The organism is Sinorhizobium sp. B11, from assembly GCA_039725955.1.
Taxonomy (GTDB): Bacteria; Pseudomonadota; Alphaproteobacteria; order Rhizobiales; family Rhizobiaceae; genus Rhizobium.
The window spans coordinates 2,794,303-2,807,417 of sequence record CP091034.1 but is presented as its reverse complement, the minus strand read 5'-3'; the positions used below and the strand labels follow the sequence as shown (position 1 = coordinate 2,807,417).

The following is a 13,115-nucleotide window of genomic DNA, read 5'->3' as shown; positions in this document are numbered from 1 at the left end:
TGCGGAGAGGAAAACCTGGAGGAGGAATCCCGATGAGCAATCTCCGCAATGACAGCGCTCCCGCATTCTCAGGCGGCGGGGGCCACAGTACGCTCAGTGCCTTCTTCGACAGCCGTGACGACGCCGAGCGTGCGATCGACCGGCTGAAGAACCTCGACATCAGCAATGTCCGAATGATGCCGGGATATGAAGCCGACGGCGACAAGGCCGGCGTTGCCGGGGACGACCGTGGCGGCTTCTGGTCGAAGCTGGAGGACTGGCTTTTCCCTGACGAGGACCGGTCGGTCTATGCCGAGGGCCTGCGCCGTGGCGGCTTTCTTATCTCGGTCGAGGTCGACGACGCGACCTACGGCATCGCCCACGATATCCTCGATGACGAAGGCTCAATCGACATGGATGAACGTGCCGACCTCTGGCGCGCCGAGGGCTGGAACACGAGCAAGTCGAACGAGGCTTTCGCAACATCGCAATATGATGCAAGCAGGGCTCGCGAGGCGGATGAGGCCGAGCGGGCGCGGCAGGCGCGTGCCGCACAGGACGACGTCTTTGCCGCCGATGCCGCAGGCGTTGCCGACCCGGCGATGCCTGCCGGACACTACACCCGCCGGCTCGATCCCAACTCCCCGCGCGTCCGCGCCTATGATCTCGACGACGAGGCGCCGCTCGATCAGGATCTGCGCGACGACATCGCGCCGACAGGACATCACCGCACGGTGGAAGAGTCCCAGGAGCGCGCGGAACGCGAGCTTCGCCAGGCTCAGGATATCGACGGGATGCGGCAGGACCAGACGCTGCCGCGGGGCCGATAGCGATTATAAATCAGTGATGCATTGACATAAGGGCGCGCCGTTTCAGCGGTGCGCCTTTAATGCGCCGTGCCGTCCACGATGACGTGGTCGTGATCCCTGGAGCATTTCTCGATGCGGGCGTGGATCTTGTAAACCTCGCGCAGCATATCGACGGTCACGACGTCGCGCGGTTCACCGCAGGCACGCATGCGACCGTTCTGGATGATCAGAACCTTGTCGGCGAAGCGCAGCGCCTGGTTCAGATCATGGATGGCGATCAGCACGATCATGCCGCGCTTGCGGGCCTGTCGCTGCATGAAATCCAAGACTTCCACCTGGCGGTGAAGATCGAGCGCGCTGGTCGGCTCGTCCATCAGCATGATTTCGGGCTCACGCACCAGCGCCTGGGCGATGGAGACGAGCTGGCGCTGGCCGCCGGAGAGTGCGCCGAGATCGCGAAAGGCGATCGCCTCGATGTTGAGCGCCTTCATGATGTCGTCGATCAGCCGCAGTTCCTGATCGCTGACGCCCCAGGAGTGACCCTGCTTGCGAGCAAGCAGGATGGATTCATAGACCGTCAGCACGGCATTGGCCGACGTATCCTGCGGCATGTAGCTGATGGCGTTTTTCGTCCTGGCGCCCTCGACCAGCACGTTTCCCGGGCCCTTCAGCAGGCCGGTGATGCGCTTGAAGAGGGTCGATTTGCCGGCGGCGTTCGGGCCGATGACGGCGATGAGTTCGCCGGCATTCATCTTCGGCGTGGTCACGTCTTCGACGAAGAGCTTGCGGCCGTGATAGGCGCCGACCGACTGCAGCTGAAGCGCTACCATGAGCGGCTCCTGTTCGAGAGGATGAGCGAGAAGAAGAAGGGTACGCCGACGAGTGCGGTGATGATGCCGATCGGGAAGACGACGCCCGGAATGATCGACTTGGAGACGATCGAGGTGACCGACAGCAACAGCGCGCCCGAAAGGATCGAGCCCGGCAGGAAGAAGCGCTGATCCTCGCCGAGGATCATGCGGGCAATATGCGGGCCGACGAGGCCGACGAAGCCGATCGTGCCGACGAAACTGACGGGCACGGCCGCCAGCAGCGAGATGATCAGCATCGTCTCCAACCGGATGCGGCGGACATTGACGCCGAAGCTTGCCGCCTTGTCCTCGCCGAGGCGGATCGCCGTCAGCGCCCAGGCATGGCGGGCAAAGAGCGGGAGCGCAAAGAGCAGTACGGCAAGGGTGATCCAGATCTTCGGCCAGGTGGCCTTGGTGAGGCTGCCCATGGTCCAGAAGACGACGGCCGAGAGCGCCTGTTCGGAGGCGAGATATTGCAGGAAGGCGAGAGCCGCATTGAAGGTGAAGACAAGCGCGATGCCGAGCAGCACCACCGTCTGCACCGAGACGCCGCGCGCCTGCGAGATGAAATGGATGAAGAGGGTTGCGACCAGCGCCATGATGAAGGCATTGACCGGCACGAGCAGGCCGGCGGCAACGGGCAGGATCGGCACGCTGGTGACGATCGCGAGTGCTGCGCCGAAGCTTGCGGCGGCGGAAATGCCGAGCGTGAACGGACTTGCCAGCGGATTGGCAAGGATCGTCTGCATCTGCGCCCCCGCGACCGAGAGCGAGGCACCGACGACGATCGCCATGACGGCGACCGGCATGCGGATATCCCAGACGACGGCGCGGACCTGCGCCGAGACGGCGTCGGGATCGAAGAGGGCCGTCACGACCTCGTCGAGACCGTAGCGGGCCGGCCCCCAGGCGAGATCGACGGCGAAGGACAGGCAGAGCGCTGCCGTCATGGCGACGAGGATCAAAAGCTTGCGGCGGGCGAGAGCGCGGTAACGCGCCCTGCCTTCCTCGGCTTCGATCGGCATAGCGGCGATCTCTGCCATTGGCCTTACTTTCCGGCCTTGGCGTCGACCCAGTAACCCGGCTGATACGCGACGGGCAGGAACTTCTCGTGGAATTCCTTGAAGGTCGCATCCGGATCGAGATCGGCGAAGAGGTCCGGATGGAACCACTTGGCCATCTGCTGTACGGCGACGAACTGGTAGGGGCTCGTGTAGAACTGGTGCCAGATCGCGTGAACATTGCCATCGGCAACGGCCTTGGAGCCGGTGAAGGCCGGGTTCTGCACGAGTGCATCGAGCGCCTTGCGGCTGTCGTCGATGGTGGCGGCAGCGGCCGGGCCGACATTGACGTAGTCCTTGGCGTCCTTGGTCTGGCTCCAGTTCGAGCCGGTGACGACGACGACGTCAGGATTGGATGCGACGACCTGTTCGGCATTGATCGAGCCGGTATAGCCGGGCAGGAAATCGGAGCCGAGATTGTGGCCGCCGGCCCAATCGACCATCAGGCCGAAATTGTCGGGACCGAACGTGCCGCAGCACTCGACGAGGCCGGCGGCGCGATACATGAAGACGTTGGGCTTCTTGGGATTGGCTTGCTTCAGCTTGTCGGTGACGCGCGCCATCTGCTCTTTCCAGTAGGCGGCGACGGCTTCGGCCCGGTCTTCATGGCCGAAGAGCTTGCCGAGGATTTCCAGGCTCGGCTCGGTATTGGCGAGGATGTGTTCGCGGAAATCGATATAGACGATCTTCACGCCGATCTTGTTCAGCATGTCCTCGAGCTTCACCTCGTCGGCCGCCTTCTTGTTGCCGATCGGCAGCAGCATGACGTCGGGGTGAAGGGCGACGACGGTCTCGGTCTGCAGCGTGCCGTCCGTCAGGTTGCCGAGGAAGGGCAGGTCCTTACCCCTAGGGAATTTCTCGACATAGGCGTTGAAGCCATCCTTGTCGGTGGTCCAGAGATCGTTGCGCCAGCCGACGATCTTGGCGAAGGGATCATCCTTCTCGATCGGGGCGACGGCATAGAGCATGCGGCCTTCGCCGAGGATCACACGCTCGACCGGCTTGTCGAAGGTGACCTCGCGGCCAGCCACATCCTTGATGGTGAAGGGCTCGGCCATAGCCTGGAGTGGCAGAATGGTTGCAACTGCAACTGCGGATAGTCTAAGCAAACTCAAAATATTCAACTGGAAACTCCCCCGGTCCTTGGTAATGTCCCGAGGCATAGAAAAACTGACTTTCGGAATCAAGTTTTATGTTTTAGAGCATTTCCAAAGTAGTACGGCGCCTGGGTGCAGATAATGAACACGATGAACACAAATTACTCTATTCGCGATGAAATCCGGGACTTCTGGTCTGAACGCGCAGCGACATTCGACGAGAGTGTAGGCCATGAAATCTTTTCCGAAGCCGAGCGCGCCGGCTGGCAGCGGTTGATCCGCAAGCATCTCGGCGAGGGGCAGGGGCGGGCAGCGCTCGATCTTGCCTGCGGCACGGCTGTCATTTCGCATCTCATGCATGGGGCGGGTTTCAAGGTGACGGGGCTCGACTGGTCGGATGCGATGCTGGCGCAGGCGCGCGCCAAGGCCAACAAGCGCGGCACCGATATCCGCTTCGTCTCGGGGGACGCGGAAAACACAATGGAGCCGAAGGATAGCTACGACGTGATCACCAACCGGCACCTTGTCTGGACGCTGGTCGATCCGGCCTCGGCCTTCCGGGAATGGTTCTCCGTGCTGAAGCCCGGCGGCAAGGTACTGATCGTCGACGGCAACATGGGCAAGGAGACCTGGGTCAAGAGCCTGCAGAAAGTCTGGACGAAGCTGACGGGCAAGGCGCCGGCAAGCCACATGAAGCCCGAGATGATGGCCCGTCACCAGGCGATCCGCTCGCGTGTCCATTTTTCCGACAAGATGCCGGCCGAAGCGATCGTCGAACTGCTGCGCCAGGCGGGATTCGACAATATCGTCGTGGACCGCAAGCTTTCGGACATCCATTGGGCGCAGGCGCGCAAGATGCCCTTCCTGCGTGGGCTCGAGCGCATGGTACAGGACCGTTTTGCGATCTGCGCGACGAAGCCGCTGGCCTAGGTTTTGGCGGGGGGCGGTCGCGATCAGCATCGCGACCCAGACGCTGGAATCGGCCGCCTCGCCGGAGGCGTTTTACGCAGCCCTCGTCGGCCGGCTTAAAGCCATGTCGCGGACCTACGGCCTGCTTTCACGCGAGAATTGGAAAGAGGCGTCGGTGCAAGAGCTGATTAGCCAGGAACTGACGCCATTCGGCACCGATAGGGTCACGCTCGACGGCCCGGAATACAAGCTCATTCCGCCACGCGGGCTTGCGCTTGGAATGGTCATCCATGAGCTTGCGACCAATGCTGCCAAATACGGGCCTTGAGTAATGGCGAGGGGCACATAGATATCCGCTGGCAGCTCGGGAATCACTCCTAAATCCTCGACTGGAGCGAATGCGGCGGTCCGGCAGTCAGGGAACCGCAGGCGGACGGTTTTGGCATGTCGCTGATGCAGCGGGAGATCGGCTACCGGCTTGGCGGACAGGTTGAAACTAATTTCGCTCCCGGTGGTTTAGCCGTCAGTCTCTCGTTCCCGCTCAGCTAGCGGCCAGGTGGAGTGAGCCATTGAAATCCAGCTTTCCCAGGAGTTCCCTCTTTGCAGGAAAGCGGGTGCTTGTCGTCGAGGACGAATTTCTGCTCGCAGAGGAAACCCGCAGGGAGCTTGTCAAGCTCGGTGCGGTCGTGATCGGTCCGACGCCACGCGTCGACGATGCGCTTTTCTTGATCGAAGAGGAGCAGATCGATGCCGCAATCCTTGATGTTTTTCTGTCCGACGCGCGGGTCTTTCCCGTGGCAGAACGGCTCGAAGAGCTCGGCATACCTTTCGTTTTCGCCACCGCGTATGACCCATCCATCATTTCGGAGCGGTTTGGTGGCTATATTCTCTGCGACAAACCGATAGAGCTGGAGAATATCGCTCAGGGCCTTTTCGGATCGCCGGTATCGGATGCGTGATGATTGCGGACCGGTGCGGCATTTTGATCGGTCTTGCGCCAAAACCGGTCCCGGCGGGATGGATGGCTGCAGTTTGCAATTCTATTTTAAGGGACATAGTGCAGCAGGTGATGGCCGACTGCCGGCGAAGCTTCGCGTTCAAGAAAGTGCGCGCACGGGAGCTTGGGGCGGGCAAGGGCATACCAACGCCGCGAAGGCCAGCTGCAGGTCGCTCAGGCCGTAGTTTGTCCAATTCGAACTTGCCTGGAGAGATCCGTTGACGTCGATACCAGCCGCAATGCGCTCCGCCACTGATGCGGCGGAGGTTCTGACCGTCGAAGCCATTGTGGAAAATCGCCTTTACGCGCTCGCCCTGAAGGATGCGGCGCTGAAACTCATCGCCATGCACGACGCCGCGCCCCGTATCGTGCGCTATACCGCCGACATGAAACGATGGTTGCTGACCCAGTCAATTCTGGCCTTTCATTTTCGGCGTGTCACGTCGCCATCCCACCCAGGCCTGACGGCTGCCAACCTGAAGGCCCTCATCGCCGAGAGTGACATTGCCTCCAAGAACACGGTATTCGCGCATCTGGCCGAGATGCGCAATTACGGCCTCCTGGTCGATGTTCATGAACGCGCGGACAAGCGCGCTCGCCCGCTCAGAATTTCCGAAACTGCCGAAACCCTGATTCGGGAATGGTTCGACGAACATCTGAAATCGCTCGACATGCTCGATCGGGGCACCCGGTTCCAGCGATCATCGGCCGATCGGCGCTTGCTGTGGTATGCGCAGCCGAGAATGTCGGAGAGCCTCTTTCACGACCCGAACTGGGCCAGCCCTCCGCAAAGCGTGGATACTTTCGTTCGAACCGCTTCCGGCAGCAACATCCTGCACGACCTGATGTCTCGATTGCCGACGGAAAAGGAGCTGGAAACGCGCATGTCCATCGGGCCTTTGCGCGTCGGAGAATTCTCCAAGCGCTACGCCATCTCCCGAACCCACGCGCGGCGCCTTTTCGAGCGTGCTCAGGTGCTCGAAATTGCCGGATGGGACGCTTCCGGCGACCGCGGCGATTTCTGGATCTCGGCAGAGCTGGTCCGCGATTATCGGTATTGGCAGGCGGTCAAGTTTGCGGCCATCGACGAAGCGTTCGAATGGGCGCGTTGTCATGTGCCCGAGCAGGCTGGCGAGCAATAGGGGTTCAAGCTCTCCGGCGTCGGCGCAATTACTGCCCGCCGCTGCCGCTAACCCGACGCACCCTCTTCAATCTCTTCCGGAATGAAACCACCCGTCTGGCGCCGCCACAGGCGCGCGAACAGCCCGTCGCCTTCGATCAGCTCTTCCGGCCTGCCTTCCTCGACGATGCGGCCGTGGTCGAGCACGATGATGCGGTCCATGCTCGATATGGTCGACAGGCGGTGGGCGATGGCGATGACCGTCTTGCCTTCCATCACCATGTTCAGACGCTCCTGGATGGCGGCTTCGGATTCGCTGTCTAGAGCCGAGGTGGCCTCGTCGAGCACCAGGATCGGGGCATTCTTGAGGAGTACGCGGGCGATCGCCACGCGCTGGCGCTGGCCGCCCGAGAGTTTTATGCCGCGGTCGCCGACATAGGCTTCGTAGCCCGTGCGGCCTTCGCTGTCGGCGAGATCGGCGATGAAGAGATCGGCGCTTGCCATCTTCGCCACATCCTCGATCTCTTCCTGCGTGGCCTCCGGCCGGCCGTAGCGGATATTGTCGCCGACCGAGCGGTGCAGCAGCGCGACATCCTGGGCGATGACGCCGATGGCGCGGCGCAGGCTCGACTGGGTGACCGAGCGGATATCCTGCCCATCGATCCGGATCACGCCGTCCTTGATGTCGTAGAAGCGCAGGAGCAGGTTGGCGAGCGTCGTCTTGCCGGCGCCTGAGAGGCCGACAAGGCCGACTTTCTCGCCGGGACGGACAGTCAATGACAGGTTGTCGATGACGGGCTTGCCGGATTTGTAGGCGAAACCAACGTCGTCGAAGCGGATTTCGCCGTTCGGGACGACAAGGTCCTGCGCATCCGGCCGGTCGGTGATGGTGGGCGGTGTCGTCATGACCGGCATGGCGTCCTTGATCGTGCCGATCGCCTGGAAAATCTGCTGGCCCATCTGCAGGAATGTAAATGTGTGACCGGACAGCCGGTTGAGAACATAAACGGCGGCGGTGAATTCACCGATCGTGACGAAGCCGTCAACGAGCCCGGTAAAGCCGATCGACAGGATGGCCAGCCAGTGCGTCACGTTGAGGACGACGACGATGACCTCCGCTGTCCGATAGATACGCTGTTCGCTTTGCTGGGCCTTGATCGCCTTGCCGATGATGCCTCGGATAGTGCCCGCCTCGCTGTCTTCGGCGGCGAATTGTTTCACCATCTGCATATTGGCGTAGAGATCGGTAATGGCGCCGGAAATCAGGCTGCGGCGCTTGGCGGAGCGGCGTGCCCGTTCGGTGAAGACAGGCGCCAGCCTGACGGCGAGCACTACGTTGAGCGTGATCCACACGATGGTCGGCAGCGCAAGCTGCCAGGACAGTGCGCTCAGAAGGATGACGGAGCCGACCATCTGCATGATGAAGCGCGGGATGGACTGGAAGGCCGATATAACCTGCTGCTGGACGGCGGAGGCCACCTGCTGGAGGCGCGAGGCGACCTGGCCGGCATAGAGATCGTGGAAGAAGGCGAGATCCTGTCGCTCCACCGCCCGGTGGCCCTGCCACTGAATGGCAGCCGGCATGCCGATGCCGAGCGTATGCGAATTCAGCGTGTTGACGAGGAAGGAGGCAATAGGGATGGCAGGGAAGAGCATCAGGCCGAGCAAGATCAGCAGCGGCCGGTCATTGCGCAGGAAAGCCGAGGCACCCTGCTGCGTGACGCCATCGACGATCACCGACAGGCCCCAGACGATCGTCAGATTCATGGCCTCGATCGCCATGGTGCAGAGAGCGAGCGCGATCAGGATGCCGCGAAACATCGAGATGAAGTGCAGCAGCACTGTCACCGGCCCTTTCGACGGCAGCGGACGGTAGGGGATATCGAGCGGCCGGATCAGCGTTTCGAAGGGACGGTAGATCGCATCTGAAATCGACATGATCGACTTGAGCCTCTCGGGTGCGGCATCGGGAAGAGGGCGGGCGTATCAGGCGACGCGGGTGGCATGGAATCATCTTCCGGCTGCAATCTCAATCAGAAATTTTGGAAATCTCGAGATCGCGGGGCGAAGTATCAACTCGACGTCCGCACGACGCTGCCTTGCCGGAAGTGCTCGCCGGCAGCGTCGATACCCACCCAATGATGTTTCGATTGCTCGAAGATCGATTTGGCAGGTGCCGGGAGCTCGCTCACGTCGGTCAGGGCTCCCAAAGCCACGCCGATCATGGAGGGCAGGTTGTCGGCTGTCCAATAGACCGAGGAGCCGCAGTTCGGGCAGAAGTAGGAATGCACCTTTCCGCCGCTTGCCGCATCGCGCGTGTATTGCTTGCCGAGACCGGTCACAGTGACGGCTTCGGCGGGATAGAAGGCACCGGCGCCGAAAGGGGCGCCTGTCCGTCGCTGGCATTCGATGCAGTGACAGGCAATCACCGCATGTGGTTTATCCGGCAGCGCCAATCTGAGCGCTCCGCAGCTGCATCGGGCATCGGCCATCGGAAACTCCTGTTTTCGGGGGGATTGAACATCGCGATTTCGGGGAAGGTGCCGGGTGTGGCGCTTGCGAGCGGCGGCGGCACTTTCGAATGTGCCACGAGCGGAGGATCAGCTCAATATGCCCATGACAGGCCATGCTGGAAGCGATCCCCGCCTGGAAAGACGATGCCTGGAGAACAGGCGCCGTTTGCGAGCCTGCGATTGCGCCTCAGCCGCGGCGGGCTGCTTCTATTGCCGCGACGTCAATCTTGCGCATGGTCATCATCGCGTCGAAAGCACGCTTGGCCTCGGCTCCGCCAGCCTGCATCGCTTCCATCAGAACGCGCGGGGTGATCTGCCAGGAGACGCCCCATTTGTCCTTGCACCAGCCGCATTCGCTTTCCTGACCGCCATTGCCGACGATTGCGTTCCAGTAGCGGTCGGTTTCTTCCTGATTTTCGGTCGAGATTTGAAAGGAGAAGGCTTCGCTGTGCTTGATCGAGGGACCGCCGTTGAGCCCGATGCAGGGGATTCCGGCAACCGTGAATTCCACCACCAGCACGTCTCCCTGCTGGCCGGCGGGATAATCGCCGGGGGCACGATGGACGGCGCCGACCTTGCTGTCCGGAAAGACCCCGGCATAGAAGCGGGCGGCCTCTTCGGCGTGTTTATCATACCAGACGCAGATCGTGTTCTTGTGCATTGCGCGTTCCTCCGTCGCTTTCTCCCTGATGGCAGAGACATAAGGGGGAAAGCGTTTTTCTCCAGTCCGGCCGCGCGACAAAACCGCGACCGCTACCCCCAGAACCAGGATTTGCTGACCTCGTTCCTCGCCTCGGAAGGGCTGACGCCGATATCGCGAAGCTGATCATCGGACAGATGGGAAAGGACCTGTCGCTCACGGCGCTTGCTGAAATAGAGGGTAAGGCGCGTCAGGCAGCGCCTGGCGATGCCGCCGCTCGGGGCGCGATCCATTGTTATCGGCAGTTCTACGTCAGTCGCCATCGGGCATCTCCAGCATTCATCTCGGGCGCCTTGAAAATGGACTGGCGAACGCCTGTAAGGAAGCTTATGGTTTTTATGCAATCCATAAGGAATTCTTCTGATGTTGAATCTCGACCAGCTTGCTGCCTTCGTCAGCGTCGTCGATCTCGGGAGTTTCACCGCTGCGGCCGAAAGGGCAGGGCTGACGCAGCCGGCAGTCAGCCTGCAGGTCAAGCTTCTGGAACAGCGGATGGGGGTTCGGCTGATCGAGCGCGTCGGGCGCCGGGCGCAGCCCTCGGCGGCGGGCGTCGAACTGCTTGCCCACGCACGCCGGATCGTCGGCGAATGTGCGGCGGCCGAGGAGGCGATGGCGCCCTACAGGCAGGGGGCGGTGGGGCGCGTGCGGATCGGCAGTGGCGGCACGGCCTCGATCCACCTGCTGCCGCGGGCGATTGCCGCCGCCAAGAAGCGCATGCCGGGTCTGGAGATCGTGGTGCGTGTCGGCAATACCGACGAGATGGTGCGCGATCTCGAAACCAATGCGCTCGATATCGCCGTCGTCACGCTGCCGGCTTCCGGCCGCTCCATCGAGATCGAGCCCTTTTGCGCGGATGAGCTCGTCGCCGTGGCGCCGAAGGGCAGCGCGATGCCGCAGGACGGGCCGACGCCCGACTTCTTCAAGGACAAGACCATGATGCTCTACGACGGCGGCAATACGCGTCGCATGACCGACGACTGGTTCGCTGCTGCCGGCCTCAGGAGCGAACCTGCGATGGAGTTCGGCAGCGTCGAGGCGATCAAGGAGCTGATTGCCGCGGGGCTCGGATGGTCGGTACTCCCCGGCCTTGCCCTGAAGCGCGACCGGGGCCGGTTCGTCACGTCCCCCGTCCAGCCGCCGCTCGTGCGCCAGCTGGGCATCGTGATCCGGCGCGACAAACATCTGACGCGGGGGCTGCGCGAGGTCATGAAATGCTTGCGCGCAGTCGAGACGTAACAGATATGCCCCTAAGCGGCGACCTCGCCGATGAGGTTGCAAGGACCGTGCTGTTCCCTGCTTCCAGCGATGCGAATTACGTGACGGGTGCGGAGCTGACTGTCGATGGCGGCTCGACGCAGATATGCGAGGGCACCCGGCGCTTGTTGACGGGCGCCGGGTCCAGAGAGTTACGCCTGGCCGAGAGCGCTCTGTTCGGTGCAGATCCTGTCGATCAGGGCGTCGAAATCGCCTTTCGGCGGACGGCCCTTCGCGAAGCGCTGCTTGAGGTGCATGATCGGCTCGGCGAGGATCTCGTCCAGGCTTTGGGCGCAGGTGAAGTCGCCGGCAACACTCTTAACCTTGGAATTATCGAAAATCGCAGTCCAGGCCTTGTCGCCGGTCAGCGGGCCGATCCATTCCGGATTATATTTGACGAGCGTGTCTGTCGGCACATGCACGATCTTCGCCTCGACGCCCAGCAATCTGGCGATCGCCTTTTGGATGTGATCCCAGATATGCGCGTGGTCGTTGGTGATGTGGAAGATATCCTGCAGCGCCTTCTGCTTGCCGAACAAGCCGACGAAGGGCACGGCGAAATCGACCGAGCGGGTCAGCGTCCAGGGCGTGTGGCCGTCGCCGGCAACGATGGTCGGCTCGCCGTCCAGCATGCGCCGCGCCATGACATCGCTGTCGCCCATCATGATGGGCAGGCCGGTGCGGACAGTGTGGCTGGGGCGCACGATCGTCCAGGGGAGATTGTTCGCCTTCTTCAGCAGTTCCTCGCAGGCGATCTTGGCCTGGCTGTAGGGCCAGTAGGGGTTGATCGCCGGCGTCTTCTCCTCGGTGATGATGTAGTGGCGGGCCGGCTTTTCGTAGACCGAGGCCGACGAGATGAAGATGTACTGGCCGCAATGGCCGGAGAAGATCTCGATATCGCGGGCGATCTGATCCGGCGTGAAGGCGATGAACTGGGTGACGACGTCGTAATTGGCCTTTGCGAGATCGGCATAGGCCGATGATCCCAGTTCGCCGACGATGGAGGTGACGCCGGAGGGCAGCGGATCGCCCCTGAGGCCGCGGTTGAAGACGCTGACCTGATGGCCCTCAGCGACCGCGCGCTCGACGCAGGGATAGGAAATCTGGCCGGTGCCGCCGATGAAAAGGATCTTCAAAGCCATAAGGGATCTCCGTGTCGGATGGGGCGGGATTATCGATAATCTTCATAGCGCGAAAGAGATGGGACGTCTTCTGCAAAATGGCCGGCATGGTGACGCAGCAGGCGTTCTGCACGGTTTCGCGCTGCGGCGAGGCAAGAGATGGGCCCTGCCTCTTCTCAGGCAAGCGGTTTCGCGCTAGATCTTTCCTGTTGGCACCGTCCATCTCATTCCAACATCGAAGCGCCTCATATCGATCCAGCACCGTCTGAACTGTGAGCGTGGCTTCGCAAGCAGAGGTTATGCGATGAATGAAATCGCTGATCACGGTGTCCGTTTCGGTCGGATTGCCGCTATGATTCCCGTCAAGGACATGGAAAAAGCCTATGGCTTCTACGCCAATGTTCTCGGCTTTCACAAAGTCTTCGAAAATGGAAATCCCGTCGGTTTCATGATCCTGAAGCGGGATGGCGGCGAGCTGCATCTGACCTTGCAGAAAACTCACAAGGCTGCGGACTTCAACGTTGCCCACTTGCTGGTGGACGATGTCGATGCGTTGCATGCGGTTTGCAAGCAGCATGGCGCAAGGATCATCAAAAACCTGCAGAACAAGGATTATGGCCTGCGTGCTTTCGTCTTTGAAGACATCGACGGGAACCGTATCGACGTCGGACAGGTAATCTAAACCCGACATCGGATTCGGGTGG

General features: G+C 61.7%; 15 protein-coding genes. 7 read left to right on the top strand and 8 right to left on the bottom strand.

Going from position 1 to position 13,115, the window contains the following annotated elements; all coding sequences use genetic code 11:
- Window positions 1-32: 32 nt before the first annotated feature.
- Window positions 33-809, top strand: a complete 777-nt coding sequence (locus LVY75_23970) for a hypothetical protein (GenBank protein ID XAZ21869.1) — start codon at window positions 33-35, stop codon at window positions 807-809.
- A gap of 56 nt (window positions 810-865) precedes the next feature.
- Here LVY75_23970 and LVY75_23965 read toward each other — a convergent pair whose 3' ends face one another.
- Genes LVY75_23965 through LVY75_23955 form a run of 3 tightly spaced genes read right to left on the bottom strand, consistent with a single transcriptional unit; the run spans window position 866 to window position 3,824 of the window.
- The gene (locus tag LVY75_23965; protein XAZ21868.1) at window positions 866-1,618 is read right to left on the bottom strand and encodes an ABC transporter ATP-binding protein; all 753 of its coding nucleotides are present in this window, start codon (window positions 1,616-1,618) and stop codon (window positions 866-868) included.
- Window positions 1,612-2,682 (bottom strand): iron ABC transporter permease, encoded by a 1,071-nt coding sequence (locus LVY75_23960; GenBank protein XAZ21867.1) that lies wholly within the window; start codon window positions 2,680-2,682, stop codon window positions 1,612-1,614. Before LVY75_23960 ends, LVY75_23965 begins: the two co-directional genes overlap by 7 nt.
- Before the next feature lie 5 nt (window positions 2,683-2,687).
- Window positions 2,688-3,824: an ABC transporter substrate-binding protein gene (locus LVY75_23955; protein ID XAZ21866.1), complete on the bottom strand. Its 1,137-nt coding sequence runs from the start codon at window positions 3,822-3,824 to the stop codon at window positions 2,688-2,690.
- Between the two features lie 114 nt (window positions 3,825-3,938).
- On the opposite strand from LVY75_23955, the gene LVY75_23950 reads away from it, so the two are divergent.
- The 4 genes from LVY75_23950 to LVY75_23935 all read left to right on the top strand — a co-directional run bounded on the left by LVY75_23950 (window position 3,939) and on the right by LVY75_23935 (window position 6,845).
- Window positions 3,939-4,727, top strand: a complete 789-nt coding sequence (locus LVY75_23950) for a class I SAM-dependent methyltransferase (GenBank protein ID XAZ21865.1) — start codon at window positions 3,939-3,941, stop codon at window positions 4,725-4,727.
- Window positions 4,666-5,034, top strand: a complete 369-nt coding sequence (locus tag LVY75_23945) for a hypothetical protein (protein XAZ21864.1) — start codon at window positions 4,666-4,668, stop codon at window positions 5,032-5,034. The genes LVY75_23950 and LVY75_23945 overlap by 62 nt, the downstream gene beginning before the upstream one ends.
- A 241-nt stretch (window positions 5,035-5,275) precedes the next feature.
- A complete protein-coding gene (locus LVY75_23940) occupies window positions 5,276-5,665 on the top strand; it encodes a response regulator (GenBank protein XAZ21863.1) in 390 nt (129 codons plus the stop codon).
- Window positions 5,666-5,921: 256 nt separating this feature from the next.
- Complete coding sequence (locus LVY75_23935; GenBank protein XAZ21862.1) at window positions 5,922-6,845, top strand: hypothetical protein; 924 nt, start codon at window positions 5,922-5,924, stop codon at window positions 6,843-6,845.
- A gap of 47 nt (window positions 6,846-6,892) precedes the next feature.
- Here the strand turns inward: LVY75_23935 and LVY75_23930 are convergent, their stop codons facing one another.
- The 4 genes from LVY75_23930 to LVY75_23915 all read right to left on the bottom strand — a co-directional run bounded on the left by LVY75_23930 (window position 6,893) and on the right by LVY75_23915 (window position 10,299).
- Complete coding sequence (locus tag LVY75_23930) at window positions 6,893-8,761, bottom strand: ABC transporter ATP-binding protein/permease (GenBank protein ID XAZ21861.1); 1,869 nt, start codon at window positions 8,759-8,761, stop codon at window positions 6,893-6,895.
- 134 nt (window positions 8,762-8,895) lie between these two features.
- Window positions 8,896-9,315, bottom strand: coding sequence for a GFA family protein (locus tag LVY75_23925; protein ID XAZ21860.1), 420 nt, complete (start codon window positions 9,313-9,315; stop codon window positions 8,896-8,898).
- Between the two features lie 208 nt (window positions 9,316-9,523).
- Window positions 9,524-9,997, bottom strand: a complete 474-nt coding sequence (locus LVY75_23920) for a VOC family protein (GenBank protein XAZ21859.1) — start codon at window positions 9,995-9,997, stop codon at window positions 9,524-9,526.
- Window positions 9,998-10,089: 92 nt separating this feature from the next.
- Window positions 10,090-10,299 carry a DUF1127 domain-containing protein gene (locus LVY75_23915; protein XAZ21858.1) on the bottom strand — a complete coding sequence of 70 codons (210 nt, stop codon included), beginning with the start codon at window positions 10,297-10,299 and terminating at the stop codon, window positions 10,090-10,092.
- Between the two features lie 100 nt (window positions 10,300-10,399).
- On the opposite strand from LVY75_23915, the gene LVY75_23910 reads away from it, so the two are divergent.
- A complete protein-coding gene (locus tag LVY75_23910; protein ID XAZ21857.1) occupies window positions 10,400-11,272 on the top strand; it encodes a LysR family transcriptional regulator in 873 nt (290 codons plus the stop codon).
- Window positions 11,273-11,442: 170 nt separating this feature from the next.
- Here LVY75_23910 and LVY75_23905 read toward each other — a convergent pair whose 3' ends face one another.
- Entirely contained in the window at window positions 11,443-12,432 is a 990-nt protein-coding gene (locus LVY75_23905) for an SDR family oxidoreductase (GenBank protein ID XAZ21856.1), read from the bottom strand.
- A gap of 283 nt (window positions 12,433-12,715) precedes the next feature.
- On the opposite strand from LVY75_23905, the gene LVY75_23900 reads away from it, so the two are divergent.
- Window positions 12,716-13,093, top strand: a complete 378-nt coding sequence (locus LVY75_23900; protein XAZ21855.1) for a VOC family protein — start codon at window positions 12,716-12,718, stop codon at window positions 13,091-13,093.
- Window positions 13,094-13,115 lie beyond the last annotated feature (22 nt).

What these genes read in the sequence shown, in the direction of transcription:
- LVY75_23970 (XAZ21869.1), top strand. Translation starts at nt 33, where the DNA reads ATGAGCAATCTCCGCAATGACAGCGCTCCCGCATTCTCAGGCGGCGGG.
- LVY75_23915 (XAZ21858.1), bottom strand. Translation starts at nt 10,299, where the DNA reads ATGGCGACTGACGTAGAACTGCCGATAACAATGGATCGCGCCCCGAGC.
- LVY75_23960 (XAZ21867.1), bottom strand. Translation starts at nt 2,682, where the DNA reads ATGGCAGAGATCGCCGCTATGCCGATCGAAGCCGAGGAAGGCAGGGCG.
- LVY75_23925 (XAZ21860.1), bottom strand. Translation starts at nt 9,315, where the DNA reads ATGGCCGATGCCCGATGCAGCTGCGGAGCGCTCAGATTGGCGCTGCCG.
- LVY75_23950 (XAZ21865.1), top strand. Translation starts at nt 3,939, where the DNA reads ATGAACACGATGAACACAAATTACTCTATTCGCGATGAAATCCGGGAC.
- LVY75_23920 (XAZ21859.1), bottom strand. Translation starts at nt 9,997, where the DNA reads ATGCACAAGAACACGATCTGCGTCTGGTATGATAAACACGCCGAAGAG.
- LVY75_23965 (XAZ21868.1), bottom strand. Translation starts at nt 1,618, where the DNA reads ATGGTAGCGCTTCAGCTGCAGTCGGTCGGCGCCTATCACGGCCGCAAG.
- LVY75_23930 (XAZ21861.1), bottom strand. Translation starts at nt 8,761, where the DNA reads ATGTCGATTTCAGATGCGATCTACCGTCCCTTCGAAACGCTGATCCGG.
- LVY75_23900 (XAZ21855.1), top strand. Translation starts at nt 12,716, where the DNA reads ATGAATGAAATCGCTGATCACGGTGTCCGTTTCGGTCGGATTGCCGCT.
- LVY75_23910 (XAZ21857.1), top strand. Translation starts at nt 10,400, where the DNA reads ATGTTGAATCTCGACCAGCTTGCTGCCTTCGTCAGCGTCGTCGATCTC.
- LVY75_23905 (XAZ21856.1), bottom strand. Translation starts at nt 12,432, where the DNA reads ATGGCTTTGAAGATCCTTTTCATCGGCGGCACCGGCCAGATTTCCTAT.